Genomic DNA, 25,938 nt, shown 5'->3' with positions numbered 1-25,938 from the left:
GGGCTGCGATGAGGCTGATCCGCCACCGGGCGTGGCAGGCCCTGGTGCTGCTGGTGGCGGCGATGGTGCTGAGCTCGTGTGGCTGGAAGGGCATCTCCAACGTCTCGATTCCGGGCGGCCCCGGCAGCGGCGCGGGATCGATGACCATCTATGTGCAGGTGCCCGACACCCTGGCGATCAACGGCAACAGCAAGGTGATGGTGGCCGACGTGTTCGTCGGCTCGATCAAGGCCATCAACCTGAAGAACTGGGTGGCCACCCTGACGCTGGGCTTGGACAAGCACACCAAGCTGCCCAAGAACGCCACCGCCAAGATCGGCCAGACCTCGCTGCTGGGTTCGCAGCACGTCGAGCTCGCGTCGCCGCCGAACCCGTCGCCCGAGCTGCTCAAGGACGGCGACACCATTCCGCTGAAGAACTCGTCGGCGTATCCCACCACCGAGCAGACGCTGGCCAGCCTTTCATTGATCCTGCGCGGCGGCGGCATCCCCAACCTGGAGGTGCTGCAGAACGAGATCTACAACATCTTCAACGGCCGCGGCGAGGCGATCCGGTCCCTGCTCGGCAAGCTGGACACCTTCACCACCCAGCTCAACGCGCAGCGCGACGACATCACCCACGCCATCGACTCCACCAACCGGCTGCTGACCTACGTCGGCGGGCGGGCGGATGTCCTGGACCGGGTGCTCACCGACATCCCGCCGCTGATCAAACACTTTGCCGACACGCAAAACCTGCTGATCAACGCCGTCGATTCGGTGGGGCGTCTGAGCCAGGTCGCCGACCAGTACCTGTCGGAGGCGCGCGCGCCGCTGTACACCGACCTGCAGGCGCTGCAATGCCCGTTGAAGGAGCTCGGCCGGGCCTCGCCGTACCTGATCGGCGCGCTGAAGTTGATCCTCACGCAGCCGTTCGACATCGACACGGTGCCGAAGATCTTCCGCGGCGACTACATCAACATCTCGTTGACGCTGGACCTGACCTACAGCGCGGTCGACAACGCGTTCCTGACCGGGACCGGGCTGTCGGGAGCCCTGCGGGCGCTCGAGCAGTCGTTCGGGCGTGACCCCGAGACGATGATCCCCGACGTGCGCTACACGCCGAACCCGAATGACGCGCCGGGTGGACCGCTGGTGGAAAGGGGGGACAGGAATTGCTGACTCCCTTCATCCGACGCCAGCTGATCGCCTTCGGGATCCTGACCGTCATCTCGCTGCTCGTGCTCGGGGTGTACTACCTGCAGATCCCGAGCCTGATGGGCATCGGGCGGTACACGCTGAAGGCCGAGCTGCCCGCCTCGGGCGGGCTGTATCCGACGGCCAATGTCACCTATCGCGGCATCACCATCGGCAAGGTCACCGATGTCGAGCCGACCGAGCGCGGCGCCGAGGCGACGATGAGCATCGACAGCCACTACAAGATCCCGACCGACGCGACGGCCAACGTGCACTCGGTCTCGGCCGTCGGTGAGCAATACCTGGACCTGGTGTCGAGCGGAAACCCCGGCAAGTACCTCGCGGACGGACAGACCATCACCAAGGGCACGGTGCCCGCCGAAATCGGGCCGGCCCTGGACACGGCGAACCGCGGCTTGGCGGTGCTGCCCAAGGAGAAGATCGGCCAGCTGCTCGACGAGACGGCGCAATCCGTCGGCGGGCTGGGTCCCGCCCTGCAGCGCTTGGTCGACTCCACCCAGGCCATCGTCGGCGATTTCAAGACCCAGATCACCGACGTCAACGACATCATCGAGAACTCCGGCCCGGTGCTGGACAGCCAGGTCAAATCGCGCGACAACATCGAGCGCTGGGCACGCAACCTGAACAGGCTCGCCGCCCAGTCCGCGCAGCAGGACCAGCGTCTGAAAAGCCTGCTGCACCAGGCGGCGCCGACGGCCGATCAGGTCAACGACCTCTTCAGCGGCGTCCGGGAGTCGCTGCCGCAGACGCTGGCCAATCTTGAGGTCGTCTTCGACCTGCTCAAGCGCTACCACACCGGCGTCGAGCAGGTCCTGGTGTTCCTTCCGCAGGGCGCGTCGATCGCCCAGACGGTGGCCGCCCCATTCCCGAACATGGCCGCGCTCGACCTGGCGCTGTCGATCAACCAGCCGCCGCCGTGCCTGACCGGCTTCATCCCGGCCTCGGAGTGGCGGTCCCCGGCGGACACCAGCATTCAGCCGTTGCCGACGGGCACGTACTGCAAGATCCCGATGGAGACCCCGGCCAACAGCGTGCGCGGGTCGCGCAACATCCCCTGTACGGACATCCCGGGCAAACGGGCGGCCACCCCGCGGGAATGCCGCGACCCCAAGCCGTACGTCCCGGCGGGCACCAACCCCTGGTACGGCGACCCCAACCAGATCCTGACCTGCCCCGCGCCGGGAGCGCGATGCGATCAGTCGGTGCGCCCGGGCATGGTGATCCCCGCGCCGTCGATCAACAACGGGCTCAACCCCGCGCCCTCGGACCGGGTGGCGGGGACGCCCCCGCCCACCAGCGATCCGTTGTCGCGGCCGGGGTCGGGTAGCGTGCAGTGCAACGGCCAGCAACCCAACCCGTGTGTCTACACCCCCAGCGGGCCTCCCACGGCGGTCTACAGTCCCCAAAGCGGTGAACTGGTGGGGCCAGACGGGGTTAAATACTCCGTCGAGAATTCGACCAGAACAGGAGACGACGGATGGAAGGAGATGCTGGCACCAGCCGGCTGAACCCCATCGACACGGACGACGATTCGTTGAGCCCCGAAGACAAGGACGAGGATTCGACGGCACCCGACAGCGTAGCCGAGCAGGCCGATCCGCAGGGTGACCCCCAGGATCCGGTGGAATCCGGTGAGCCCGGTGCGACCGCGCCGCGCGGCGCGTCAAGAGTGGGACGCGGGTGGCTGGCCGCCATCGCGGTGCTGCTGGTGCTATGCGCGGGCGCGATCGGGGCGGGGGGCTACCTCGCGCAGCGCTATCACCGCGACAGCCTGGTGATCGCCCGCAACGATGCCACCGCGCTCAAGGCGGCGGTCGAATGCGTCACGGCGACGCAGGCGCCGGACACCAACGCGATGACCGCGGCTGAGCAGAAGATCATCGAATGTGGCACAGACACTTTCCGCACGCAGGCCTTGCTGTACACCAGCATGCTCGTTCAGGCGTACCAGGCCGCGAACATCCACGTTCAGGTGTCCGATGTGCGGGCGGCGGTCGAGCGCAACAACCCCGACGGGTCGATAAATATCCTTGTCGCGCTCCGCGTCAAGGTGGCCAGCGATCAGACTGAGAACGAGACCGGCTACCGCCTGCGGGTGAAGATGGCATTCGCCGAGGGGCAATACAGGATCTCCAAACTCGACCAGGTGACGAAGTGACGGTGGTGGTCGAACAGACTGCACCCACGGACGTCCCAGAGCCACCGCGGGAAGCCTTGGCGCCCTGGCATTCTCGCGTCGGCGCCTTCGCCATCGACGTGCTGCCGGGCGTGGCGGTGCTGGCGACGCTGGCGTTGGTGTCGCTCACGGTGCCGGCGCGCGGCCTGTGGTGGTGGGTGTCCATCTGCGTCATGGGGCTCGCCGTCCTGGCGATGCTGGTCAACCGGTTGCTGCTGCCGACGATCCTTGGCTGGAGCCTGGGCCGCGCCGTGGCGGGCATCGCCGTGACGCGTCGCGGCGGTGAGGCCGCGGGGCCGTGGACGCTGCTGCTGCGCGACGTCGCCCACCTGCTCGACACCGCGACGACCGTGGGATGGCTGTGGCCGCTGTGGGATTCGCGTCGCCGCACGTTCGCCGACATGGTGGCGCGCACCGAGGCGCGACGCCTGCAGCCGGACCAGGCGCCCCCGAACGTCCGGCGCTGGGCCGCGGGCGCGGTGCTGGCCGCGACGGCGGTGTGCCTGGGCGGTGCCGCGCTCAGCTACGGCGCGGCGTACGCCCCACAGCGGGCGAGCGATCAGACCCGCGCCGAAATCGCCACGCAGGGGCCCAAGATCGTGGCCCAGATGCTGACGTATGACCCCAAGTCGCTGCAGGACGACTTCACCCGGGCGCAGTCGCTGGCCACCGACAAGTACCGCGAACAGTTGGCGGCCCAGCAGGACCTGGTGCGCAAGGGCACTCCGGTCATCAACGAGTACTGGGTCACCAACAGCTCGATCGAATCGGCCGCCCCGAACCGGGCCACCATGCTGCTGTTCATGCAGGGACGGCGCGGCGCCGCACCCGAGGTGCGCTACATCAGCGCAACCGTGCGGGTGAACTTCGCCAAGGGCGGCGGAAACGCTTGGCGCGTCGACGATCTCACCGTGTTGTCCAAGCCGAAGCCGCCGGGGAACGGCAAATGAGCCCGCGCCGCAAGTTCACGCCCGGTGAGCGGCCACTGCTCGTCGAGCGCCCGGTGCCGCCGCGGCAAGGATGGCTGGTGCCGCTGGCCGCCACGGTGGCGGCGGTGCTGATGGTCGCGGCGATCAGCGTCTGCGCGCTGATGTGGGGCTCCCACGAGTCCCGGGCGCGCGCCGCCTCCCGGGACCGCGAGGTGCTCACCTACGTGACCGGATTCATGACGCAGTTCACCTCCATCGACCCCTTTCACGCCAACGACTACGTGAACCGGATACTCGCCCAGGCGACCGGCGATTTCGCCAAGCAGTACGAGAAGAACGCCAACGAGATCCTGCTTCAGGTCGCCCGTGCCGAACCGGCCACGGGCAGCGTGCTCGACGCCGGCCTGGAGCGTTGGAACGACGACGGCAGCGCCAATGTCATGGTGGCCACGGCCATCACCACGAAATCACCGGACGAGAAACAGGTGTTGGAGAACGCCAATCGTTGGGCGGCAACCGCGACGCAGGAAGGTAACCAGTGGAAGATCAGCAACCTGCAGCAGGTGATCTGACCGCCAAGGACGAGGCGACCGTTGACGAGGCGACCGTTGCGGCGCTGGACGACGCCGACGCCGAGGCCACCGACGACGTCACCGACGCCGAGGCCACCGAGGACGCCGGCGAGCAGGCGGCGGACGCCCCGGCGCCGGCGCCACGCAAGCGGCGCCTCGCCGGCAAGGCATGGGCAATCGTCGCCCTGGTCGCCGCCGTGCTGTTCGTCGGCTCCGCCGGGTTCGCCGGCGCGATGGTGCAGCCCTACCTAACCGACCGGGCCGTCGCCGAAACGAAAATCAACGTCGCGCGCACAGCGGCCAACGCGATCACCACGCTGTGGACCTACACCCCGGAAAACATGGACACCCTCGCCGACCGCGCATCCGCCTATCTCACCGGCGATTTCGCGGCGCAGTACCGCAAATTCGTCGACGCCATCGTGGCGCCCAACAAGCAGGCCAAGATCACCAACCACACCGACGTCACCGGTGCGGCGGTCGAATCGCTCGACGACAACAACGCCGTGGTCATCATCTACACCAACACCACGTCGACCAGCCCGCTTACCAAGAACGTGCCGTCGCTGAAGTACCTGTCCTACCGGCTGTTCATGAAGCGTCAAAAGAGCCGCTGGCTGGTGACCAGGATGACGACGATCACCTCGCTGGATCTGACACCGAAAACCTGACGCCGCAGCCACGGGCACGCCGAAATAGACTGCACCCCATGGCGGTTACCTCACCGGTCTCACAACGATCGACGGTGGCGGCGCTGCTGTTGCTGACGTTCGCGACGGGACTGGCCGACGCGATCAGCATCCTGGTGCTCGGCCACGTGTTCGTCGCCAACATGACCGGCAACGTGATCTTCCTGGGTTTCTGGCTGGCGCCGAGAACCAGCATCGACCTGACCGCCGTCGTGGTCGCCCTGCCGACCTTCGTGTGCACCACCGTGCTCAGCGGCCGGCTGTCCCGGCATTTCGGCGGGCGGACGCGGGCGTGGATCACCACGGTGCTGGCCACGGAGATCGTCCTGCTGGTTACCGTGTCGATCCTGGCGGGCACGGGAGTGCTGACCTACCAACGGAATTCCACCCTCGTCATGATCGGCATCCTCGCCGTGACGTTCGGGCTGCAGCACTCGAGCGCACGCCAGTTCGGCATTCCGGAACTCTCGACCACCGTGCTGACGTCGACGATCGTCAGCCTCGGCCTGGACAGCCGGCTGGCCGGCGGCACGGGTGAGCGCCAAAGGCTGCGGGTGGGCGTTGTCGTCACGATGGGCGCCGGCGCCTTCGTCGGCGCGACGATGTCGAGGTACACGGTCGCCCCGGTGTTCGTCGTGGCCGCGGCGGTGATAGCGACGAGCCTGCTGATCTTCAGGTTCGGGCCCGGTGCAACGAAAGGCGCTGCGGCCGTGGTTAGTTGAACGCGAGCCAGCTCGGCAGCGCCCGCTCGTGTGAGTCGCAGAGCACCTGTCGGGTGTCGCACGACCCCCTGGGGGAGCCGGCGCCGGCCCACATGCCGCCGGTGTCACGGCGCAGCACGATCGCCGAGGAGCCGCCGCCGTCGAGCAGCACGGCGTTGTCGCTGCCCAGCCCGCGGAACAGGTCCTGCATGTTGTCCGGGGTGTAGTTGCCGCCCTCGAAGATGTACATCTCGTCCTTTTGCCGCGCGTAGGCCAACGCCGTTCGCGCCGCGCTGGGCCCGCCGTCGTGCAGCTGTTCGGTGTTGCCGGGTGCCAGCAGCCCGATGCCCGACACCGCCACGAACCTCTCGTTCTTGCTGAGCAGATCCTGGACGACCGGGGTCGCGGCGTCGTAGTCCTTTTTTGTCTTGGGCCACACCACATACGGCGCGCCGCCGGACGGCAGGATCATGGTCGTCAGCGCGCTCCAGCTCTCGCCGCCGCCGGAGAGACCCTGCTTGCCGGGATAGGCGAGGGTGCCCGTGACCGCCTGGTTGGCGCGGCCCCGGCCATTGGTGTTGTCCACGAAGGCGCCCAACGGTGAGCTGCACCCGGTCTGGCGCCACGAACCGCCCTTTTGCCCGCGCACGTCGAAGAAGTTGGCGTTGATCGCGATCGTCGGCTGGCCCATGCGTTGCCACGCTTGCAGCGGTGTGTAGAGCTCCGAGGCCTGCCACAGCCCCTCCCCGGTGCGGGCACCGGGATTGTTCTCGCAGCGGGCCTGGTCGCCCTGGTGCGTGTCGACCAGCAGGTGCGGTGAGAGACGTCCGGCCGCGTTCTTGATGATCATCAGGTGGCCGCCGTTGTTCATCTCATACCAGCTGCCGGCGGCGTTGAGCATCGGCGCGGGATGGCCGGGGCCGAAGTTGTACACCAGGTAGGAACCGCGGGTGCTGCCGATGGCGTTGGCGAGCAGATCGCGCCCGTCGGCGGCTCGCGCCAGGGGCAGCCCGTTGGTGGCGGCCAGCGTGAAGCAGGCGAGGAGGGCGGTGCAGCACGCCGCCAGCCGGCGGAAGCTGGCGCGTCGGGTCAGCACGATAGCCCTTTCGGCCATGATCTGGATGCAACAGAGACATCATCAGCCTCATTAGTCACACTGTCAATAAAGATAACGAGCCGATGACGCTGGGGCCACGTGCGAATTACGTTTGTTCGCTGGAACTTTCGGGCTCGGCGACGTCCGGGGTTGATTCGGTGGCGGCCGGCGTCGACTCGGTGGCGGCGGGCTCGGCCCGCTTGCCGCGGCGGGCCTTGTGTTGAGCCTGGTGTTCCTGCGCGAGCGCCAGGGCGGCCGCGCCCTGGATCCGGTGAAAGCCCTTGCGGTCGTAGAGGTGCGTGACGATGCCGCCGAGCAGCAGGCCGATGACGAGGCCCACCGACGTCATGGTCAGCGCCTGGCTCAGGCCCGCATCCCCGCGGCCGCCGAAGTACAGCAGCGATCGCGCGCCCAGGAAAACCTGATGCATCGGCTCGAATTCGGCCAGCCATCGGAAGAAGGACGGCGTCGCCTCCAGCGGCACCGTGGCTCCGGCCGACGGCAGGCCGAGGATCACGAAGATGAGCATGCTCACCAACATCCCCGCCGTGCCGAGCACCGAGAGCAGCGAACTGGACGTGATGCCCACCGCGGCGATCGCGAACACGCCGAACGCCCAGAGCTGCCAACTGAGATCGATGGGCATACCGAGCGCGTCGGCGATCCAGACGTACACCGCCGAGGTGAGCAGCCCGAGCAGCACCATCATGGCCCACTTGAGCAGCAGCGTCTGGAATCTCGAGATCCTGACCTGCTCGGCGAATCGGTACACCGGGCCGAATTCGGCCGGCACGTAGCCGAGCAGCGCGTCGACCAGCGTGCTGACCACGATGCTGCCGGTGAACCCGGCAAGCAGGAGCAGCAGCGCGTAATAGAACGCGGACAGCCCGTTGCCGGTGCCATTGGGCAGCGGGTTGTAGACGACCGACTGGATCTCGATGGGGGCGGCCAGCCCCACCTGGGCCGCGCCGGGTAGCGGCGCGCCGCCGGTCTGCGCGGCCACCTCCGCTGTAACCCGTTGCCCCGCTATGCCGTTGGCCATGCCCATGGCCGTGCTGAGCGTTTGGCCGGCGATGCTCGCGCCCAGCGTGCCGGCCCGCGGGTTGGTGGAGACGGTGATCGACGGCCGTTCGGCGCGGGTCGGCGCCACGGCGCTGGTCCCGAAGTCCCGCAGCTTGGACGAGAAGCTGGGCGGTATCACGACCGACCCGTACACCCGGCCGGTGTCCAGTTGACGTTTGGCCTCGCCGCGGGAGAGCACGCGGACGTCGAACTTGTTCTTGTCCAACCCATTGACCAACCGGTCGGTGATCTGCGCACCCCCGGGGCCGGCGTCCTCGTTCACCACCGCGATGGGGAAGTGGTGCAGGTTGCTGCTCGGGTTCAAGATGCCGCCGAGGTAGAGCGCGCACAGCGCCGACATCAGCGCCAACGTGATGATCAGGGGCGCCGCCCAGAACCGCACGGTGCGGATCGCCTTGATGTTGTGCTTGGGATTGGGCGCCGCGTGCTGCGCGTGCGACTGAGGCATGCCGACTCCTGTCTGTCGTGCCCACTCTATGGGCTGCGTCGCCGGCCCTCCATGTCTCAGTCGCCCAGCTTGGCGTGCATCTCCCACAGCAGCAGTTCCGAGGGCTCGCTCGCCGCCGCGCGGCGGCCGTCGGCGTCGGTCAATCGCACGGCGTCGCCCGCGTGCAACTCCCCGATCCCTTCGACGCTGACCCGGCCGCGGGCCAGGAAAAGATGCAGGTAGGGCGCGGCCGGGAGGTGCGCGGCCGCCCCGGCCCCCAGGCGCGTGCCGTGCAGCGCGGCGTGGCGGTTGTGCAGGGTGATGGCCGCGTCGTGGGTGGGGATGCCAGAGGCGATCGTCACCAGGTTGTCGTCCAGCATTTTCGGGTCGATCTCGTGCTGTTGGTAGCTCGGGTCGATGCCGGACTCGTCGGGTACCACCCACATCTGCACGAAATGCACCGGCTCGCTGGGGGAGTCGTTGCGCTCGGAGTGCAGGATGCCGCTGCCGGCCGACATGCGTTGCGCCAGTCCGGGATAGACGACCCCGTGGTTGCCGGTGGAGTCGCGATGGGACAGTTCGCCGCGCAGCACCCAGGTCACGATTTCCATGTCCCGGTGCGGGTGCGTGTCGAATCCCGTTCCGGGGGAGACGATGTCGTCGTTGTTGACCAACAGCAACCCGTAGTGGGTGTTGTCCGGGTCGTAGTGGTCGCCGAAGGAGAACGAGTGCCGGGAGGTCAACCACGGTGTGGTGGTGACGGCCCGATCGGCCGCGCGGCGGATCTCCGCGGTGGCAGACATGATCCCAGCGTAATGCCCGGGCGGGTCAGCCGACCGCCGCGGTGAGCAGCCGCTGGGCGTGGCGGAGCGCGGCGTCGAGCTCGGGCAGGGTCAACCCGGTGGCGTGGCCCAGGTGGATCTCGATCTGATACTCCGGCTGGCCATCGGGGGAGAAGATCGGCAGCACGACGAATTCGGCGGTGGCCAAGTCCGTTTCGAGGACATCGGTGACCGACCGCAGCGTCACCATCGTCATCAGCGTGGTGAGCTGACGCGTGACGTGGGCCGTCGGCTCCAGCGAGGCCAGCACCTCGGCCAGCCGATGGTGCAGCGACTGGTGGGTGTCGTCGAAGCGCCACGCGCCATAGCCGCGGGCACGGATATCGGTCAGCACCCGCTGATGCTCGGAGATTTCGGCGCGGGTGAGCCGGGGCATCACGCGATGCAGCCAGGCCTGGACGAAATCCTCGTCGCGCCAGGCCATGGCGACCAGGCCGAAGGGCGGGTCGATGGGAAAGCGCTGGCCCACAGCGTGTTCGCCGTCGGTGCCGTGGCCGACCGTGTCGACGGTGATCAGGTGTCGGGCGCCGATCTTCGACATGGAGCAGCCCGCGTCGAGCCTGTCGTGCAGGAAGCGCAGCGCGTCGCGGCCGCGGTCCAGCAGCGGAAACTGCTCGCGCAGCCCGTGCACCAGCCCGAACAGCCCGCTGCCCAGCACGTAGCGACGATCCCCGCGCCGCGCCACCCAGGCGCGCCGTTCCAACTCGGCCAGCACGAGGGCGCACGTCGAGGTGCTGATGGCGCAACGTTTTGCCAGTTCCGCCGATGTGAGCCCACCCGGCGAATTTGCCAGGGCGGCAAGCACATCCATCACCCGCGCGGTCGGCGGCGATTTGGGGCGTGGTTCGCCCCGCGCCTGCGCCATTGACGTAGCCACCGCCGCCTCCCTACGATCCGTCCAAAATGCCAGAATATATGTCCTAATATTAGGAGACAATCGTGTTGAAGGTGGGGGTGTGGGGGCCCGGGTCCATGGGAGTGGTCGCCCTGCGTGGCGTGATCGACCATCCGGAGCTGCAACTGGTCGACGTCGTGGTGCACAGCGATGCCAAGGCCGGCCGAGATGCCGGGGAGCTGTGCGGCATTGCGCCGGTGGGCGTGGTGGCCACCCAGGATCCGGCGGCCATGCTCGCCGGCGACGCCGACGCCGTGGTGTACGCCGCCGCCGCCAACCTGCGGCCGCTGGACGCCGTCGAGGACATGGTGTCGATCCTGCGGGCCGGAAAGAACGTGGTGTCGTGTTCGGTGGTGCCGCTGGTCTTTCCCGACGCCGTCGACGCCGCGTTCACCGAGCCGCTGCGCCAGGCCGCGATCGACGGCGGGGTGTCGTTCTTCACCACCGGCATCGACTCCGGATTCGCCAACGACGTTCTGCCGCTGATGCTTACCGGCGTGTCGCGGGTGATCGAATCGGTGCGCGTGACCGAGATGTTCAACTACGCGACCTACCCGGACCGCTCCGCCGTCTACGAGATCCTCGGGTTCGGGCAGCAACCGGACTACCCGGCCTTCGCGGCCCAGCCGGGGATTTTCACCTTCGGCTGGGGGCCCGTGTTGCACCAGCTCGCCGCCGGGTTGGGGGTCAAGATCGACAACATCGAGGAGGCCAACGAGCGGATCCCCGCCGGCGAATCTTTCGACACGCCAACGGGGCACATCGCGGCCGGAACGATCGCGGCCATGCGCTCGACGCTGACCGGTTACGTCGGGGGGAAACCGACCTTCGTCCTCGACCACGTGACGCGCATGCGCGACGACATCGCCCCGGACTGGCCCCAGCCCCGCATCTGCATCGAGCCGAAGGACCTCGGTTACGGCCCGGCGTCCGGCCGCGGGTTGTACCGCGTGGAGATCGAGGGTTCTCCGAGCATGCGCTGCGAATTCGAGATGGCCGAAGACCACGACCACGATCTGGGGGCGCGCATCGCGGGCTCCTCGAGGATGGTCAACGCCATCCCCGCCGTGTGCGCCGCCGCGCCCGGGCTGCTCTCCGCGCTGGATCTGCCGCTGATCACCGGGAACGGCCTGGTGCGTCCGGTGCCGGGCCCGCCGCCCGACAGCCGGCTGTTCTAGTTGGTGACGGCGCGAGTGAGGAGGCGGGCAATCTTGCCTAGGACCGCGCGCCGGGGTACGTCGCGGCGGCGAGCTCCAGGATCTCGGCGCGGTCGGCCGCCAGAATGAATCCGGAGCGGATCGCCGCGTCGAGCGCGCCGGTGAAGCGCTCCAGGTATTCCGTGTTCCCGCCGGGATAGAGCCGGCGCAGCGTGGCGGCGTCGAAAAGCTCGCCGGAGCCGAAGATCATGGACATGATGCTTTCCTCGCCACCCAGCCCCGACGTCCGGGCGACCGGCACGTCCACCCAGGGGGTCCTGAGCCCTCCGCGGGCGAGGCCGTTGCCATCCAGAACCGGTTGCGGCCCTTCGGTTTCCCGGGCCTCAAGGGGTTCCGCGCTCGGCGCCGGCTCGCCGCTGGCGACCCACGTGTTGAGGGCGGTGAGCGCGGCCTGCACCACATAGTGGTGTTGCGGCCCGAAGTTGATGCAGTGCGCCAACTGCTGGCCCATCAGCATGTTGGTCGGCGTGTAGGCGGCGGCGATGTCCGCGAGCGGCGCCGACCCGCTGTCGATGAACGCGACCTGGATGGTGTAGTTGTCGGCGTGGGCGGCGCCGGCGATCTCCCAGACCCGCAGGTATTGGTTGTCGGGCTGGCGGGCGAAGTAGTAGCCCTGCCGGGCTCCGCCGAACACGTCGGTTTCCGTGACGACCGTCAGCAGCGGGACGCGCAGCTCCGGGCGGAACGCAACCCCTTGCGGCTCTTCGGTTTCCGCGAAGATCGAGGTTCCGTCGAGCGGGGCGGCTGAGCCGAAACGGGAATGGACGAGGAACCCGTCGTAGCTGCGGGCCAACGGGTCGACGGCGTTGATGTAGGTCGTGAGGAACATGGCCGATTGCGATTCGCCCAGAGCGATGACGCGCCGCACGGGCAGATCCCCCAGCAGGGCCCGGCCTTCGTCGCTTTTGAGCAGGCCGCCGATCTGGGAGAAGATGTCGTAGCAGAAGGCGTCGCCCGGGTGGTGTAGGGGCGCATACCGTTGTGGGTCCTGGGTTTTCAGCGACATGTCCGCGCCGAGCAGGCTGTCGCCGCCCTCGACCCCCACCCGCTGCGCCGAGACCCCGACGTAGGCGTAGCCCGACCGGATGATTTCGCGGTGCGCCATCATCCATACCGCGGGAGCGTCGATGCCGCCGCTCACGTTGAGCCATTCGACCAGCACTGTTCCGTTGAATCGGGCCGGATCGGTGGGTGTCAACACCACGATCCGCGTCGTGAAATCGGCGGAGCCCGAGGGTGTTACGTCCCAGCGGCCATCGGGTCCCAACTCGGTCACCGGGGTATAGGACGAGGCCGTCGCGGAAACGAAGAATTCCTTGACGCGGTAGCCCACGTCGGCGAGGTCATAGGCGCTCAGCAGCAGCAGCGGCTTTCCGGGCGCGGCTGTGACCAGGGCGGTGGAATTCGTCATGTGCGCAACCTTCTTACTCCTGACCGGCGGACAGTGAACCGGGCAGCCCGAACTTCGTGAACAACGTCTCATCGAGGAACGCCACCACGTGAGACACCTTCTCGCCGTGCACATCCAGCACATGCAACTGGAAGGGGACATGCACGTCGCCGGCGCGCATGTACATCGCGGCGGCGAGCTGACCGTTGGCGACCAGCGGCAGCAGCCGCATGTCTCCGCCCGCCTCGGCCGGGCATTGCTGGTGGATCAGGGTCACGATGTCCGCCGCGCCCCGATACCAGCCGGCGTACGGCGGCATTTCCCAGATCGCCTCCGCGGTGAACAACTCCACCAGGCGGTCGATGTCGTAGGTCTCGAACGCGGCGATGTAGCGGGCCAGCAGGTCTTGGGCCTCGGGCGAATCCGGCGGCGCCAGTTGGTCGTCGGCGCTGGGACCGACGGCATCCAGTTGCGACCGGGCCCGCTGCAGCAGGCTGTTGACGGCGGTCGTGGTGGTGCCGACCGCCTCGGCGACCTCGGCGGAGCGCCACTGCAGCACGTCGCGCAGCAGCAGCACCGCCCGCTGCCGCGGCGGAAGGTATTGCAGCGCAGCCACGAACGCCAGCCGTACCGACTCCCGCGACCCGACGACCACCGACGGGTCCGCCGGGTGATCGGTCAACTCCGGCAGCGGCTCGAGCCAGGGCACTTCGCGGCGCTCCACCAGCTCCGCGGTCGGGTCCGAGCTCGGGGCGCCCAGGCCCACCGGCAACGCCCTGCGCCCCTTGCCCTCCAGCGCGCTCAGGCAGGTGTTGGTGGCGATGCGGTGCAGCCAGGTCCGCAGCGAGGACTTGCCTTCGAAACGGTCGTAGGACTTCCAGGCCCGCAGCAACGTCTCCTGCACCAGATCTTCGGCGTCGTGCAGCGACCCGGTCATTCGATAGCAGTGGGCGAGCAGCTCGCGGCGATAGGGCTCGGCCTGGGCCGAGAAATCGGTCCCCAGCACCGCGTCGCCTTCGGGGTCTTGGGCGAGAAGACTCACGCGGATGAGCCTACGCAGTGTCCGCAACCCCGGCCGGGATCCCAGCCATTACGCTGCACCTCAATGACTAGGACCAGCCGATGAACCGCACCGAACGCAGTTTCGACGGATTCGGCGGTGTGCGTATCGTCTACGACGTCTGGACCCCCGACACGCCGCCACGGGCGGTCGTGGTGCTGGCGCACGGTCTCGGCGAGTACGCCCGCCGCTACGACCACGTCGCCCAGTGCTTCGGGGCGGCGGGCCTGGTCACCTACGCGCTGGACCATCGCGGGCACGGCCGCTCGGGCGGCAAACGGGCGGTGGTGCGTGACATCCACGAGTACACCACCGACTTCGACACCCTGGTCGGCATCGCCGCGCGCGAACACCACGGCCTCAAGTGCGTCGTGTTGGGCCACAGCATGGGCGGGGGGATCGTCTTCGCCTACGGCGTCGAGCGCCCGGACAACTACGACCTGATGGTGCTGTCGGGGCCCGCGGTGGCGGCCCAGGACCAGGTGTCACCGCTGCTGGCCCTGGCCGCCAAGGTGCTGGGGGCCCTCGTGCCCGGCCTGCCGGCGCAGGACCTCGACGTCGACGCCATCTCGCGCGATCCCGCGGTGGTGGCGGCCTACAAGAGCGATCCGCTGGTGTACCACGGCAAGGTTCCGGCCGGCATCGGCCGCGCGTTGCTGCAGGTCGGCGAGACGATGCCGCAGCGGGCGCCGGCGCTGACGGCGCCGTTGCTGGTGGTGCACGGGTCCGAGGACCGGTTGATTCCCGTCGCCGGCAGCCGTCGGCTCGTCGAGTGCGTCGGGTCCACCGACGTCGAGCTGAAGGTGTATCCCGGCCTGTATCACGAGGTCTTCAATGAGCCCGAGCGCGAGCAGGTGCTCGACGATGTCGTCTCCTGGATCACCGCTCGGCTGTGAGCGGGCGTGTCGGACCGCTCCCGTACGTTGGCGCTAATGACCCGCACGGGCGATGAGGCGCAGAGCGCAGCGATGAGGAGGAACGGCGCTAATGACTCGCGCCGGTGACGATGCAGAGCGCAGCGATGAGGAGGAACGGCGCTAATGACTGACGACAAGATGCTGGCGCGCATCGCCGCGCTGCTGCGTCAGGCCGAAGGCACCGACAACTCCCACGAGGCCGACGCGTTCATGTCGGCCGCGCAGCGGCTCGCGACGGCCGCGTCCATCGACCTCGCGGTGGCGCGCTCCCATTCGGCCCAGCGTTCGGCCGCGCAGGCCCCGACGCAGCGCACCATCACCATCGGCGCGGCGGGCACCAAGGGGTTGCGGACCTACGTTCAGCTCTTCGTGCTGATCGCCGCGGCCAACGACGTGCGGTGCGACGTCGCGTCCAATTCGACGTTCGTCTACGCCTACGGGTTTGCCGAGGACATCGACGCCAGCCACGCCCTGTACGCCGGCCTGGTCGTGCAAATGGTGCGCGCGTCGGACGCCTACCTCGCCTCGGGCGCGCACCGTCCCACGCCGACGATCACCGCCCGGCTCAACTTTCAGCTGGCCTTCGGGGCGCGCGTGGGCCAACGGCTGGCCGAGGCCCGCGACGAGGCCCGGCGGGAAGCCACCAAGGACCGGCAACGTGCGCCGGGAACCGCTATCGCCTTGCGGGACAAGGAGGTTGAGCTCGTGGACTACTACCGCGGTGCGTCCAAGGCGCGCGGCACCTGGCAGGCCAGTCGAGCCTCGGCCGGGTATTCCTCGGCGGCGCGGCGCGCGGGCGACCGGGCCGGCAAGCGAGCGCGGCTCGGCAACAGCCCGGAACTCCCCGGGGCGCGGAGCGCGCTGAGCGGGTGACTCCCGGGAACTTCCCGCGGCGGGATTCTCAACGCTCCAGGGTCTATGCGGCCGAGGAATTCGTCCGCACGTTGTTCGACCGCGCCGCCCAGCACGGTTCACCCGCCGTGGACTTCTTCGGCACACAATTGACGCTGCCGCCGGAGGGCCGCTTCGGCTCGGTGGCCTCCGCCCAGCGCTACGTGGACGACGTGCTGGCGCTGCCGGCGGTGCGCAGCCGGTGGCCGGGGGTGGCCCCGTTGCGGGTCCGGCCGCGCCGGGCCGCCACCGCCGCGCACTACGAAAACCAGGACGGCGCAGGCGTTATCGCGGTCCCCGACCGTGACACCGCCGACTGGGCGCTGCGTGAGCTGGTGATGTTGCACGAAGTGGCGCATCATTTGTGCCGGGCCGAGCCGCCGCACGGCCGCGAGTTCGTCGCGACGATCTGCGAGTTGACGGAGCTGGTGATGGGACCCGAAGTGGGGCATGTGCTGCGCGTCGTCTACGCCAAAGAGGGTGTGCGGTGAGCGATCCCGACGAGAGGGCCCGCGAGATCGAAGCCCAGATGACCGACGACGAGCGGTTCTCCCTGCTGGTCTCGGTGATGGGCGCCGGCGACCTGTGGCCGGTGCGCGACGAACGCATCCCGGCGGACACGCCGATGAGCGCGGGGTACGTGCCCGGGATTCCCCGCCTCGGGGTGCCGCCCCTGCGGATGAGCGATGCCGGCCTGGGCGTCACCAACCCCGGCTACCGTCCGGGCGACACGGCCACCGCGCTGCCCGCCGGGCTGGCGCTGGCCGCGGGTTTCGATCCGGCGCTGGCCCGGTCCGCAGGCGAAGTGATCGGCTCAGAGGCGCGCAGCCGCGGATTCAACGTGCAGCTCGCCGGGGCGATGAACCTCGCGCGCGACCCGCGCAACGGCCGCAACTTCGAATACCTTTCCGAGGACCCGCTTTTGACCGCCGCGATGATCGCGGAGTCGATCGACGGCATTCAGCGCCACGGCGTCATCTCGACGGTCAAGCACTACTCGCTGAACTGCAACGAGACCAATCGGCACTTCCTGGACGCGGTCATCGATCCCGACGCGCACCGCGAGTCCGACCTGCTCGCCTTCGAGATCGCGATCGAGCGGGCGCAACCGGGCGCCGTGATGACCGCCTACAACAAGGTCAACGGCGTCTACGCCGCGGCGAACGATGTCCTGATCAACGAGGTGCTCAAGGGCGCCTGGGCGTATCGCGGTTGGGTCATGTCCGACTGGGGCGCCACGCCGAGCTGGGAGTGCGCGCTGGCCGGCCTCGATCAGGAGTGCGGCGCCCAGATCGACGCGCTGCTGTGGCAGGCCGAGGCCTTCGGCGCGCCGCTGCGCGACGCGTACGCCGAGGGCAGGCTACCCAGGGAGCGGTTGTCGGACATGGTCCGACGGATCCTGCGGTCCATGTTCGCCGTCGGTATCGACCGCGACGCCGCGCCGCCGGAGCCGGATCGGGCCGCGCACAACGAGATTGCGCTGCGCATCGCCCGCCAGGGGGTCGTGTTGCTGACCAACCGGGGAGCGCTCCCGTTGACGCCCGAGCCGGGCACGCGCATCGCCGTCATCGGCGGATACGCGCACCTGGGCGTGCCGGCCGGTTATGGTTCGAGCACCGTCGTTCCCGACGGCGGCTACGCGGGCGTGGTCCCGATCGGCGGCGCGGGGCTGGAGGCCGGGCTGCGCAACCTGTACCTGCTGCCGTCGTCGCCGTTGCAGGAGTTGCGAAACCAGTTGCCGCGGGCGCAGATCGAATTCGACCCCGGCATCAGTCCGGCCGAGGCGGCGCTGGCGGCGCGGCTCGCCGATGTCGCGATCGTGTTCGCGGTGCGCGCGGAAGGGGAGGGATACGATCTCGCCGACCTGTCGCTGCCCTGGGGCCAGGACGAAATGATCGCGGCGGTGGCGGCGGCCAACCCCAATACCGTGGTGGTGCTCGAGACCGGCAACCCGGTGAGCATGCCGTGGCGCGACGCGGTGAATGCCGTTGTGCAGGCGTGGTATCCGGGTCAGGCCGGCGCCCGGGCGAGCGCCGAGATCCTCACCGGCCGGGTCAATCCTTCGGGCCGGCTTCCGATCACCTTTCCCGCCGATCTGGACCAGACGCCTCGCCCGCGGCTACCCGGTGTCGGCACGCCGTGGGGGACCGCGAGCACGATCGAATACTTCGAGGGCGCCGATGTCGGCTATCGATGGTATGCGGCCAACGGCCACGTCCCGATGTTTGCCTTCGGTCATGGCCTGTCCTACACCAGGTTTGACTACCGTGACCTGGTGGTCACCGGCGGGGAGACCATCACGGCCAGTTTCACCGTCGTCAATGCCGGCGACCGCGCCGGGGCCGACGTGCCGCAGCTGTATGTGACGGCGGAGCCCGGCGGACCGTGCCTGCGGCTGCTGGGATTCGAGCGGATCGAGTTAGAACCGGGCGCCAGCCGCCGGCTGAGGATCGAGGCCGATCCGCGCCTGCTCGCACGCTACGACGGCGGCGCCGGATGCTGGCGGATCGAGGCGGGCGATTACACGGCGGCCGTGGGCATTTCGGCGTTGGCCATGCGGCTCGCGGCGGGGGTCGAACTGACCGGCCGTACGTTCGGGCGATGACCCCCTCGGGCTGACGCCCGAACGTACGACCGGCCCGAGGCGTTACTCGACGGGGGTCAGCGCGTCGCCGCACGTGCAGCGGTAGCCCTCGCCGGCGCCCGAGCAATGGCAGGGCACCTCGATGCGGACACGGCAGCCGCAGCCTTCGTGACCGCACGTCAGCAGGGTCCCGGCTTCGTAAGTTGCCATTTGACTCACCCTTTTTCTCCTGGTGTGACTCGTGCGGCGCGGTTCGGCCGCACCCCCACTATATACCCCCCATGGGTATGCGTAAACGGTCGCGACGGGTTTCGTGGCGGGGACGGCTGTCGTGCGGGGGCCCGGCGGGCGCGGCTAGCGTTGACGTCATGAGCGAGAAACCGACCCCCCACGACGTCGACGCATTCCTGGACAGCACGGTGGTGGGCGACGATCCGTCCTTGACCGCGGCGCTCGAGGCCAGCAACGCGGCCGGCCTACCGCCGATCGCGGTGTCGGTGCAACAGGGAAAGTTCCTGAGCCTGCTCGCCGGCGCCATCGGCGCGCGGCGCATCCTCGAGATCGGCACCCTGGGCGGCTTCAGCACCATCTGGTTGGCGCGTGGCGCCGGGCCGCAGGGCCGCGTGGTGACGCTGGAGTACGAGCCGAAGCACGCCGAGGTGGCGCGGGGCAACTTGAAGCGCGCCGGCGTCGACGATCGGGTGGAGGTGATCGTCGGCGCGGCGCTGGATACACTGCCGACGGTCACCGGACCCTTCGATCTGATCTTCATCGACGCCGACAAGGAGAACAACCTGGCCTATGTGGAGTGGGCGGTCCGATTGGCCCGGCCCGGTGCGGTGGTGGTGGTGGACAACGTGATTCGCGACGGGCAGATTCTGCGGCCGCATTCCGACGATGCCAGGGTGCGGGCGACCCGCGAGACGCTGCAGGCGATGGGCGAGCACCCGCGGCTGGACACCGCGGTGATCCAGACGGTGGGGGCCAAGCACTGGGACGGCTTCGCCTTGGCGCTGGTGCAGTAGCTCAGCGCGGGGACAGGTCGGCGACCGCCTGCGCGGCGGAGGTGAGTTCGCCGATCCGCAGGGCGGCTTCACCGGCGTACAGGGCGGCGCCGTCCAGCCAGGAGTCGGGCACACCGGCCACCGGTGCCAGCGGCGTGAAGAACGGGAGGGCCGGCGACTGCAGGCGCATCAGTGCGCCCGCATCGAAATAGCCCAGCGCCGACAGGGGACGACTGGCCGCGTTGAGCGCCGCCGGCACCGCCTTGGCCCGCCCGTCGGCGCGGCACCACCGGCGCGTCGCCTCGTTGGGCACGACGCGGTGCCGTAGCGGCCAGCTCAGGCCGAACAGGTTTGTCTCGATCGTCCTGTCGGCCCGAAGGATTCGCCGCTGATACTCGCGGCTCGCGTTGGCCTCGTGCGTCAACAGGAATCGCGTGCCCGCGATGACACCGCTGGCGCCGCCGTCGAGCGCGGCGCGAGTGTCGGCGGCGGTGGCGACGCCGCCGGCCAGGAACACCGGTCGGTTCCCGGCCGCGCGCAGGGCGTGCGGGAGAAAATCCAGGGCCGGCACGGTCCCCACGAGGTGCCCGCCGGCCTCGCGCCCCTGAGCGATCAAACCGTCAGCGCCGCAGGCGATCGCGGCCCGAGCCTGCGCCTCGGTGCCCACCATCACGAAGACGAAGACCCCGGCGTCGCGCAGATGCTCGACGAGGCCCCGCTTGTCGCCGAACGCCAACACCACCGCGTCCACCCGGGCGTCGACGCAGGCCGCGACGTGATGGCGATGCACAAAGGGCAGCAACAGGTTTACCGCGACGGCACGACCCGGCGCCTGCTCGCGCACCTCGTCGATCGAGGCGCGCAGCCGGCGCGGGGTGTCGATGCCCAGCGTGCCGAGCCCGCCCGCGTTGGCGACCGCGGCCGCCAGGGCCGCCCCCGCAAGACCGCCGCCCATGCCGGCCTGTCCCACCGGGTGATCGAGCCGCAATCGATCCGCGAGGTCCATGCCTCAAGAGGCTACGCGGTTTCTCGAACTGGGCCGCGATCGAGCGTAATGTTGATCACAGATGGATGGGTGCAGCCCAGCTCAAAAGGCTTGCTGCATAACAGAAAGGTCACAAAATGAGTACAGTCCATTCATCAATCGATCACCACCCCGATTTGATGGCGTTGCGCGCCCGCTACGAGCGTGTCGCCGAGTCGATGAGTGCGCATTTCACCTTCGGCCTGGCGCTGCTGACGGGTCTGTATGTGGCCGCGTCGCCGTGGATCGTGGGGTTCAGCGCGACGAGGTCGCTCGCCACGTCTGACCTGATCGCCGGTATCGCGGTGGCGTTCCTGGCGTACGGGTTCGCCACGACGCTGGATCGCGCGCACGGCATGACATGGACGCTGCCGGTACTCGGCGCGTGGGTCATCGTGTCGACGTGGATCCTGCCGGACGTCACGCTGACCACCGGCATGACCTGGTCGAATGTCGTCGCGGGCGCGTTGCTGACCTTCCTGGGTCTCAACGCCACCTACTTCGGCATGCGCACGCGCGCCACGGGAACGCACGCCTAGCCCCGAACTCGGTTAGGGCACAGGTCGATTCGCCGCCTGGCCGGGCGATCCGGTCAGGCGGAGATCAACCGCAGACTGCGCCGATGGCGGCCGAGCTGACCAGCTTGACGTACTTGGCCAGCACCCCGGTCTTGTAGCGCGGCGGCGGCGGTGTGAAACCCTTTCGCCGCGAATCGAATTCAGCCGGATCGGCGAGCACGTCGAGCACCCGGTTGGCGACGTCCAGCCGGATGCGGTCGCCGTCGCGCAGAAACGCGATCGGTCCGGCGTCCACCGCCTCCGGGGCGATGTGACCGACGCACAGCCCCGTCGTCCCGCCGGAGAACCGGCCGTCGGTCAGCAACAGCACGTCCTTGCCGAGACCGGCGCCCTTGATCGCGCCGGTGATGGCGAGCATCTCGCGCATGCCGGGTCCGCCCTTCGGGCCCTCGTAGCGGATCACCACCGCGTCGCCCTTGGTGATGGTGCCGTCCTCGAGGGCATCGAGCGCGGCCCGTTCACCGTCGAAAACCCTTGCGGTGCCCTCGAACACGTCGGAATCGAAGCCGGCGGACTTCACCACCGCGCCCTCGGGAGCCAGCGATCCGCGCAGGATGGTGATGCCGCCGGTGGGGTGAATAGGATTGCTCAGGGCCCGCAGCACCTTGCCGTCGGGGTCGGGCGGGGCGATCTCGGCCAGGTTCTCGGCCACGGTCGCACCGGTGACCGTCAGGCAATCGCCGCGCAGTAGGCCGGCATCCAGCAACGCCTTCATCATCACCGGCACGCCGCCGATGTGGTCGACGTGCGACATCACGTGGCGGCCGAACGGCTTGACGTCGGCCAAATGCGGAACCTTCGACCCGATCCGGCTGAAGTCGTCGAGCGTCAGCGCGACGTCGGCCTCGTGGGCGATGGCCAGCAGGTGCAGCACCGCGTTGGTGGACCCGCCGAACGCCATCACCACCGCGATGGCGTTCTCGAACGCCTCCTTGGTGAGGATGTCGCGGGCGGTGATCCCGCGCCGCAGCAGTTCGACGACCGCCGCGCCGCTGCGCCGCGCGAACCCGTCGCGGCGGCGGTCGGTCGCCGGCGGCGCCGCGCTGCCCGGCAACGACATCCCGAGCGCCTCGGCGGCGCTGGCCATCGTGTTGGCGGTGTACATGCCGCCGCAGGCGCCCTCGCCGGGGCAGATCGCCCGCTCGATGGCGTCGACGTCCTCGCGCGGCATCAGCCCGCGGGCGCAGGCCCCCACCGCCTCGAACGCGTCGATGATGGTGACCTCGCGCTCGCTGCCGTCGGAGAGCTTGGCCACCCCCGGCAGGATCGAGCCCGCGTAGAGGAACACCGAGGCCAGGTCCAGCCGCGCGGCGGCCATCAGCATCCCGGGCAGCGACTTGTCGCAGCCGGCCAGCAGCACCGAGCCGTCGAGGCGTTCGGCCTGCATCACCGTCTCGACGCTGTCGGCGATCACTTCGCGCGACACCAGGGAGAAGTGCATCCCCTCGTGGCCCATCGAGATGCCGTCGGACACGGAGATGGTGCCGAACTCGAGGGGGTACCCGCCGGCCGAGAACACCCCCTCCTTGACGGCCTTGGCGAGCCGGTCCAGCGAGAGGTTGCACGGCGTGATCTCGTTCCAGGACGACGCGACGCCGATCTGCGGCTTGGCGAAGTCCTCGTCTCCCATGCCTACTGCCCGCAGCATGCCACGGGCGGCGGCCTTCTCCAGGCCGTCGGTGACGTCACGACTACGCGGCTTGATGTCGGCGGTCCGAGCCGAATCGGTGGTGGGCATCGTTCAAGTATGCGCTGGCCAGTCGCGATGCCCGTTCCCGGGGTGATACCCCGTCGGGGTATAAGCTGGGATGGGCGGGCCAGACGGAGCGGCAGGGTGAATCGACGATGACAGACGAACACGGGTACTCGCAGCAGAAGGACAACTACGCCAAGCGGCTGCGGCGCATCGAGGGCCAGGTGCGGGGCATCGCCCGCATGATCGAGGAAGACAAGTACTGCATCGACGTGCTGACCCAGATCAGCGCCGTCAACAGCGCGTTGCGGTCGGTCGCGCTGAATTTGCTCGACGAGCACCTGAGCCACTGCGTCACCCGGGCCGTTGCCGAGGGCGGCGACGAGGCCGACACGAAGCTCAGCGAGGCCTCCGCCGCGATCGCTCGCCTCGTCCGCTCCTGATCGCAGGGCGTGTTGCCGCGCCAAGTTGGAGGAACCGGTAGCCGGTGTGCGTACGGTATGGGGAGCGTGACCTCGGCGACGTTGCTCAGCCGATTGCGCACACCCAAGCGATGACTGTGATGACTGCCGAAACCGCCAACGCAGCCGCGCGAACGTGGACGCCACGGATCGCGGCTCAGCTCGCCATCCTCGCGGCCGCGGCCTTCACCTATGTCACCGCCGAGATCCTGCCGGTGGGGGCGCTGCCGGCGATCGCCCGCAACCTCAACGTCAGTTTGGTCCTGGTGGGGACCCTGCTGTCCTGGTACGCCCTGGTCGCGGCCCTGACGACGATCCCGCTGGTGCGCTGGACCGCGCACCTGCCGCGCCGCCGCGTGCTGGTCGCGAGCCTGACCTGCCTGACCGCCTCCCAGCTCATCTCGGCGCTGGCGCCCAACTTCGCGGTGCTGGCCGCCGGGCGGGTGCTGTGTGCGATCACCCACGGGCTGCTGTGGTCGGTCATCGCGCCGATCGCGACCCGGCTGGTGCCGCCCAGCCACGCCGGGCGAGCCACCACATCGATCTACGTCGGCACCAGCCTGGCGCTGGTCGTCGGCAGCCCGCTGACCGCGGCCCTGAGCCTGATGTGGGGATGGCGCCTGGCCGTCGTGTGCGTCACCGTCGCGGCCGCGCTCGTCACGGTCGCCGCCCGGCTGATGCTGCCGGAGATGGTGCTCACCGAGGATCAGCTGGCCCACGTCGGGCCCCGGTCCCGCCATCACCGCAACCCGCGGCTGATCATCGTGAGCGTGCTGGCGATGATCGCGGTCACCGGCCACTTCGTGTCCTACACGTTCATCGTCGAGCTCATCCGCAACGTCCTGGGCGTGCGTGGGCCGAACCTGGCCTGGGTGCTGGCCGCCTACGGGCTGGCCGGCCTGCTATCGGTGCCGCTGGTGGCGCGGCCCCTGGACCACCGCCCCAAGGGCGCCGTCATCCTGTGCATGACGGGTCTGACGGCCGCCTTCGTGGTGCTGACGGCGCTGGCGTTCGGCGGCCGGTCCGGCGCGACGACCGCGCTGATCGGCACCGCCGCCATCGTGCTGTGGGGGGCCATGGCCACCGCCGTATCGCCGATGATGCAATCCGCCGCCATGCGCAACGGGGCCGACGACCCCGACGGGGCCTCGGGCCTCTACGTGACGGCATTCCAGGTCGGCATCATGGCCGGCTCGCTGGCGGGCGGGCTGCTCTACGAGCACAGCGTCACGATGATGCTGATCGCTTCGGCGATCCTGATGGCGGTCGCGCTGGTCGGCATCGCCGCCAACCGGCGGATGCTCGACGTCCCCCCGCCGCGGCCGACAAGCTCACTCGATTCATAACCGTCCAGCTCAGAGGCGTGTTCTTGGCTGCTCCGGGGCAGCGGACGCCCGCCGGCGACGGTCGACGGCGCCCGCCCTATGCCAGACTGTGTCGGAGTAGACGAGTGGAGGTATGCATATGTCGGGCTGGACGAAGGCCTGGACTTTCAAGGGTCTCTTCGCCGCTCTGAACGTCACCGGCTGGGGCGCAGTGTTGACCCTGGCGCTGGTGCTGAGCGCCGCCCCCGCGCTGGCCGACCCGGACCCGGCTCCCGCCGACCCGGGCGCCGTCGCCGCCCCGCCCGGCCCGCCCGCGCCGCCGGATCCCTTCGCGCCGCCACCCCCGCCCGACCCGCTGGCACCGCCGCCCCCGCCCGACCCGGCGGCGGCGCCACCATGGCTCCCGCCGATGGCGGAACCCGCGGCGGCCTCGGCCGCCGGGCAGAACCCCACCCCGTTCACCGGGACGGCCCCGTTCGGGCCCCCCAAGATCCAGCCCGCCAACGGGTCGACCGTCGGCGTCGCCCAGCCGATCATCATCAACTTTCCGGGACGCGTCGACGACGCCGGCGCCGCGGAGGGCGCGGTCCACGTCTCGTCGGTGCCCGCGGTCCCGGGCAAGTTCTACTGGATGACCCCGACGCAGCTGCGCTGGCGGCCGTTGAGCTTCTGGCCCGCCCACACCGCGGTGACCGTCGACGCCGGGGGCACCGTGTCGAGCTTCCGCACCGGAGACACGCTGGTCGCCACGGCCGACGACGCCACGCATCAGCTGACCGTCACCCGCAACGGCACGGTGGAGAAGACGATCCCGATGTCGATGGGCATGACGTCCGGCAACCACCAAACCCCCAACGGCACCTACTACGTGCAGGACAAGAAGGCGTCGGTGGTGATGGATTCGTCCACCTATGGGGTCCCGGTCAACTCGACCTACGGCTACAAGGTGACGGTGGAGGACGCGGTCCGGTTCGACAACGTCGGCGACTACGTGCACAGCGCCCCCTGGTCGGTGGACGACCAGGGCAAGCGCGACGTCAGCCACGGCTGCATCAACATCAGCCCCTCCAACGCGAAGTGGTTTTTCGACAACTTCGGCGCGGGAGACCCGATCATCGTGAAGAACTCCACCGGCGGCAACTACAAGAAGAACGACGGCTCCGCCGACTGGATGAACTAGCTGCCCGC

26 protein-coding genes are annotated in these 25,938 nt (G+C 69.1%); 17 read left to right on the top strand and 9 right to left on the bottom strand.

The features are described from left to right. The first annotated feature begins 8 nt into the window (after nt 1–8). The 7 genes from W7S_RS24565 to W7S_RS24535 all read left to right on the top strand — a co-directional run bounded on the left by W7S_RS24565 (nt 9) and on the right by W7S_RS24535 (nt 6,284). Nucleotides 9–1,160: a virulence factor Mce family protein gene (locus W7S_RS24565; RefSeq protein WP_008261959.1), complete on the top strand. Its 1,152-nt coding sequence runs from the start codon at nt 9–11 to the stop codon at nt 1,158–1,160. Continuing rightward, nucleotides 1,154–2,704: a virulence factor Mce family protein gene (locus tag W7S_RS24560; RefSeq protein WP_008261958.1), complete on the top strand. Its 1,551-nt coding sequence runs from the start codon at nt 1,154–1,156 to the stop codon at nt 2,702–2,704. The genes W7S_RS24565 and W7S_RS24560 overlap by 7 nt, the downstream gene beginning before the upstream one ends. Beyond that, nucleotides 2,674–3,354, top strand: coding sequence for a hypothetical protein (locus W7S_RS24555; RefSeq protein WP_008261956.1), 681 nt, complete (start codon nt 2,674–2,676; stop codon nt 3,352–3,354). The genes W7S_RS24560 and W7S_RS24555 overlap by 31 nt, the downstream gene beginning before the upstream one ends. Then, the gene (locus W7S_RS24550) at nt 3,351–4,322 is read left to right on the top strand and encodes an RDD family protein (RefSeq protein ID WP_008261955.1); all 972 of its coding nucleotides are present in this window, start codon (nt 3,351–3,353) and stop codon (nt 4,320–4,322) included. Before W7S_RS24555 ends, W7S_RS24550 begins: the two co-directional genes overlap by 4 nt. Next, nucleotides 4,319–4,873 (top strand): hypothetical protein, encoded by a 555-nt coding sequence (locus W7S_RS24545; RefSeq protein ID WP_008261953.1) that lies wholly within the window; start codon nt 4,319–4,321, stop codon nt 4,871–4,873. The genes W7S_RS24550 and W7S_RS24545 overlap by 4 nt, the downstream gene beginning before the upstream one ends. Then, on the top strand, nt 4,840–5,544 hold the full coding sequence (locus W7S_RS24540; protein ID WP_014712521.1) for a hypothetical protein: 705 nt from the start codon (nt 4,840–4,842) through the stop codon (nt 5,542–5,544). The genes W7S_RS24545 and W7S_RS24540 overlap by 34 nt, the downstream gene beginning before the upstream one ends. A gap of 74 nt (nt 5,545–5,618) precedes the next feature. Then, nucleotides 5,619–6,284, top strand: a complete 666-nt coding sequence (locus tag W7S_RS24535) for a YoaK family protein (protein ID WP_014712520.1) — start codon at nt 5,619–5,621, stop codon at nt 6,282–6,284. Here W7S_RS24535 and W7S_RS24530 read toward each other — a convergent pair. The 4 genes from W7S_RS24530 to W7S_RS24515 form a co-directional block, all read right to left on the bottom strand. After that, complete coding sequence (locus W7S_RS24530) at nt 6,277–7,386, bottom strand: phosphodiester glycosidase family protein (RefSeq protein ID WP_085976465.1); 1,110 nt, start codon at nt 7,384–7,386, stop codon at nt 6,277–6,279. The genes W7S_RS24535 and W7S_RS24530 overlap by 8 nt on opposite strands. 79 nt (nt 7,387–7,465) lie before the next feature. Further along, a complete protein-coding gene (locus W7S_RS24525) occupies nt 7,466–8,890 on the bottom strand; it encodes a YhgE/Pip domain-containing protein (protein WP_008261945.1) in 1,425 nt (474 codons plus the stop codon). 56 nt (nt 8,891–8,946) lie between these two features. Further along, on the bottom strand, nt 8,947–9,672 hold the full coding sequence (locus tag W7S_RS24520; RefSeq protein ID WP_008261943.1) for a pirin-like bicupin family protein: 726 nt from the start codon (nt 9,670–9,672) through the stop codon (nt 8,947–8,949). Between the two features lie 25 nt (nt 9,673–9,697). After that, complete coding sequence (locus W7S_RS24515; RefSeq protein WP_008261941.1) at nt 9,698–10,576, bottom strand: MarR family transcriptional regulator; 879 nt, start codon at nt 10,574–10,576, stop codon at nt 9,698–9,700. A gap of 74 nt (nt 10,577–10,650) precedes the next feature. On the opposite strand from W7S_RS24515, the gene W7S_RS24510 reads away from it, so the two are divergent. Beyond that, entirely contained in the window at nt 10,651–11,784 is a 1,134-nt protein-coding gene (locus W7S_RS24510) for a dihydrodipicolinate reductase N-terminus domain-containing protein (RefSeq protein ID WP_008261939.1), read from the top strand. 37 nt (nt 11,785–11,821) lie between these two features. On the opposite strand, the gene W7S_RS24505 is transcribed toward W7S_RS24510, so the two are convergent. Together W7S_RS24505 and W7S_RS24500 are read right to left on the bottom strand one after the other, a co-directional pair. Next, a complete protein-coding gene (locus W7S_RS24505) occupies nt 11,822–13,234 on the bottom strand; it encodes an alpha/beta hydrolase domain-containing protein (protein WP_008261937.1) in 1,413 nt (470 codons plus the stop codon). Between the two features lie 13 nt (nt 13,235–13,247). Next, a complete protein-coding gene (locus W7S_RS24500; protein ID WP_369751755.1) occupies nt 13,248–14,300 on the bottom strand; it encodes a sigma-70 family RNA polymerase sigma factor in 1,053 nt (350 codons plus the stop codon). Nucleotides 14,301–14,335: 35 nt separating this feature from the next. Here W7S_RS24500 and W7S_RS24495 point away from each other — a divergent pair, with 35 nt between their 5' ends. The 4 genes from W7S_RS24495 (at nt 14,336) to W7S_RS24480 (ending at nt 18,686) form a co-directional block, all read left to right on the top strand. Beyond that, nucleotides 14,336–15,169: an alpha/beta hydrolase gene (locus W7S_RS24495; RefSeq protein ID WP_008261933.1), complete on the top strand. Its 834-nt coding sequence runs from the start codon at nt 14,336–14,338 to the stop codon at nt 15,167–15,169. 144 nt (nt 15,170–15,313) lie between these two features. Continuing rightward, nucleotides 15,314–16,063, top strand: coding sequence for a DUF2786 domain-containing protein (locus W7S_RS24490; protein ID WP_008261931.1), 750 nt, complete (start codon nt 15,314–15,316; stop codon nt 16,061–16,063). After that, nucleotides 16,060–16,572 carry a TIGR04338 family metallohydrolase gene (locus W7S_RS24485; RefSeq protein ID WP_014386021.1) on the top strand — a complete coding sequence of 171 codons (513 nt, stop codon included), beginning with the start codon at nt 16,060–16,062 and terminating at the stop codon, nt 16,570–16,572. Before W7S_RS24490 ends, W7S_RS24485 begins: the two co-directional genes overlap by 4 nt. Next, a complete protein-coding gene (locus W7S_RS24480; protein WP_036429559.1) occupies nt 16,569–18,686 on the top strand; it encodes a beta-glucosidase in 2,118 nt (705 codons plus the stop codon). The genes W7S_RS24485 and W7S_RS24480 overlap by 4 nt, the downstream gene beginning before the upstream one ends. A 42-nt stretch (nt 18,687–18,728) precedes the next feature. Here the strand turns inward: W7S_RS24480 and mymT are convergent, their stop codons facing one another. Next, entirely contained in the window at nt 18,729–18,875 is a 147-nt protein-coding gene (gene mymT, locus W7S_RS26595; protein ID WP_008261926.1) for a metallothionein MymT, read from the bottom strand. A 158-nt stretch (nt 18,876–19,033) separates the two neighbouring features. Between mymT and W7S_RS24475 the strand changes: the two genes are divergently transcribed. Next, nucleotides 19,034–19,690, top strand: coding sequence for an O-methyltransferase (locus W7S_RS24475; RefSeq protein ID WP_008261924.1), 657 nt, complete (start codon nt 19,034–19,036; stop codon nt 19,688–19,690). Nucleotide 19,691: 1 nt separating this feature from the next. On the opposite strand, the gene W7S_RS24470 is transcribed toward W7S_RS24475, so the two are convergent. Beyond that, nucleotides 19,692–20,675: a nitronate monooxygenase family protein gene (locus W7S_RS24470; protein ID WP_008261922.1), complete on the bottom strand. Its 984-nt coding sequence runs from the start codon at nt 20,673–20,675 to the stop codon at nt 19,692–19,694. 116 nt (nt 20,676–20,791) lie between these two features. Here W7S_RS24470 and W7S_RS24465 point away from each other — a divergent pair, with 116 nt between their 5' ends. Continuing rightward, nucleotides 20,792–21,232 carry an SPW repeat protein gene (locus W7S_RS24465; RefSeq protein WP_008261919.1) on the top strand — a complete coding sequence of 147 codons (441 nt, stop codon included), beginning with the start codon at nt 20,792–20,794 and terminating at the stop codon, nt 21,230–21,232. A gap of 64 nt (nt 21,233–21,296) precedes the next feature. On the opposite strand, the gene ilvD is transcribed toward W7S_RS24465, so the two are convergent. Then, nucleotides 21,297–23,009, bottom strand: coding sequence for a dihydroxy-acid dehydratase (gene ilvD / locus W7S_RS24460; RefSeq protein ID WP_008261918.1), 1,713 nt, complete (start codon nt 23,007–23,009; stop codon nt 21,297–21,299). A gap of 107 nt (nt 23,010–23,116) precedes the next feature. Here ilvD and W7S_RS24455 point away from each other — a divergent pair, with 107 nt between their 5' ends. From W7S_RS24455 to W7S_RS24445, 3 genes are all read left to right on the top strand, one after another. Then, the gene (locus W7S_RS24455; RefSeq protein WP_008261917.1) at nt 23,117–23,407 is read left to right on the top strand and encodes a metal-sensitive transcriptional regulator; all 291 of its coding nucleotides are present in this window, start codon (nt 23,117–23,119) and stop codon (nt 23,405–23,407) included. A 119-nt stretch (nt 23,408–23,526) separates the two neighbouring features. Then, on the top strand, nt 23,527–24,771 hold the full coding sequence (locus W7S_RS24450) for an MFS transporter (protein ID WP_008261916.1): 1,245 nt from the start codon (nt 23,527–23,529) through the stop codon (nt 24,769–24,771). Nucleotides 24,772–24,889: 118 nt separating this feature from the next. Then, nucleotides 24,890–25,930, top strand: a complete 1,041-nt coding sequence (locus W7S_RS24445) for an Ig-like domain-containing protein (RefSeq protein WP_008261915.1) — start codon at nt 24,890–24,892, stop codon at nt 25,928–25,930. The last annotated feature ends 8 nt before the right edge of the window (nt 25,931–25,938 follow it).

Source organism: Mycobacterium sp. MOTT36Y, from assembly GCF_000262165.1.
GTDB lineage: Bacteria > Actinomycetota > Actinomycetes > Mycobacteriales > Mycobacteriaceae > Mycobacterium > Mycobacterium intracellulare.
Note: the sequence above shows the minus strand (reverse complement) of the source record. Positions and strands in the feature narration are given on the sequence as shown.

Excerpts from the sequence above, each read along its gene's own strand:
- W7S_RS24465 (WP_008261919.1), top strand. The coding sequence starts at position 20,792 with ATGAGTACAGTCCATTCATCAATCGATCACCACCCCGATTTGATGGCG.
- W7S_RS24565 (WP_008261959.1), top strand. The coding sequence starts at position 9 with ATGAGGCTGATCCGCCACCGGGCGTGGCAGGCCCTGGTGCTGCTGGTG.
- W7S_RS24520 (WP_008261943.1), bottom strand. The coding sequence starts at position 9,672 with ATGTCTGCCACCGCGGAGATCCGCCGCGCGGCCGATCGGGCCGTCACC.
- W7S_RS24515 (WP_008261941.1), bottom strand. The coding sequence starts at position 10,576 with ATGGCGCAGGCGCGGGGCGAACCACGCCCCAAATCGCCGCCGACCGCG.
- W7S_RS24490 (WP_008261931.1), top strand. The coding sequence starts at position 15,314 with ATGACTGACGACAAGATGCTGGCGCGCATCGCCGCGCTGCTGCGTCAG.
- W7S_RS24555 (WP_008261956.1), top strand. The coding sequence starts at position 2,674 with ATGGAAGGAGATGCTGGCACCAGCCGGCTGAACCCCATCGACACGGAC.
- mymT (WP_008261926.1), bottom strand. The coding sequence starts at position 18,875 with ATGGCAACTTACGAAGCCGGGACCCTGCTGACGTGCGGTCACGAAGGC.
- W7S_RS24450 (WP_008261916.1), top strand. The coding sequence starts at position 23,527 with ATGACTGCCGAAACCGCCAACGCAGCCGCGCGAACGTGGACGCCACGG.
- W7S_RS24475 (WP_008261924.1), top strand. The coding sequence starts at position 19,034 with ATGAGCGAGAAACCGACCCCCCACGACGTCGACGCATTCCTGGACAGC.
- W7S_RS24505 (WP_008261937.1), bottom strand. The coding sequence starts at position 13,234 with ATGACGAATTCCACCGCCCTGGTCACAGCCGCGCCCGGAAAGCCGCTG.
- W7S_RS24545 (WP_008261953.1), top strand. The coding sequence starts at position 4,319 with ATGAGCCCGCGCCGCAAGTTCACGCCCGGTGAGCGGCCACTGCTCGTC.
- ilvD (WP_008261918.1), bottom strand. The coding sequence starts at position 23,009 with ATGCCCACCACCGATTCGGCTCGGACCGCCGACATCAAGCCGCGTAGT.
- W7S_RS24525 (WP_008261945.1), bottom strand. The coding sequence starts at position 8,890 with ATGCCTCAGTCGCACGCGCAGCACGCGGCGCCCAATCCCAAGCACAAC.
- W7S_RS24445 (WP_008261915.1), top strand. The coding sequence starts at position 24,890 with ATGTCGGGCTGGACGAAGGCCTGGACTTTCAAGGGTCTCTTCGCCGCT.
- W7S_RS24470 (WP_008261922.1), bottom strand. The coding sequence starts at position 20,675 with ATGGACCTCGCGGATCGATTGCGGCTCGATCACCCGGTGGGACAGGCC.
- W7S_RS24455 (WP_008261917.1), top strand. The coding sequence starts at position 23,117 with ATGACAGACGAACACGGGTACTCGCAGCAGAAGGACAACTACGCCAAG.
- W7S_RS24495 (WP_008261933.1), top strand. The coding sequence starts at position 14,336 with ATGAACCGCACCGAACGCAGTTTCGACGGATTCGGCGGTGTGCGTATC.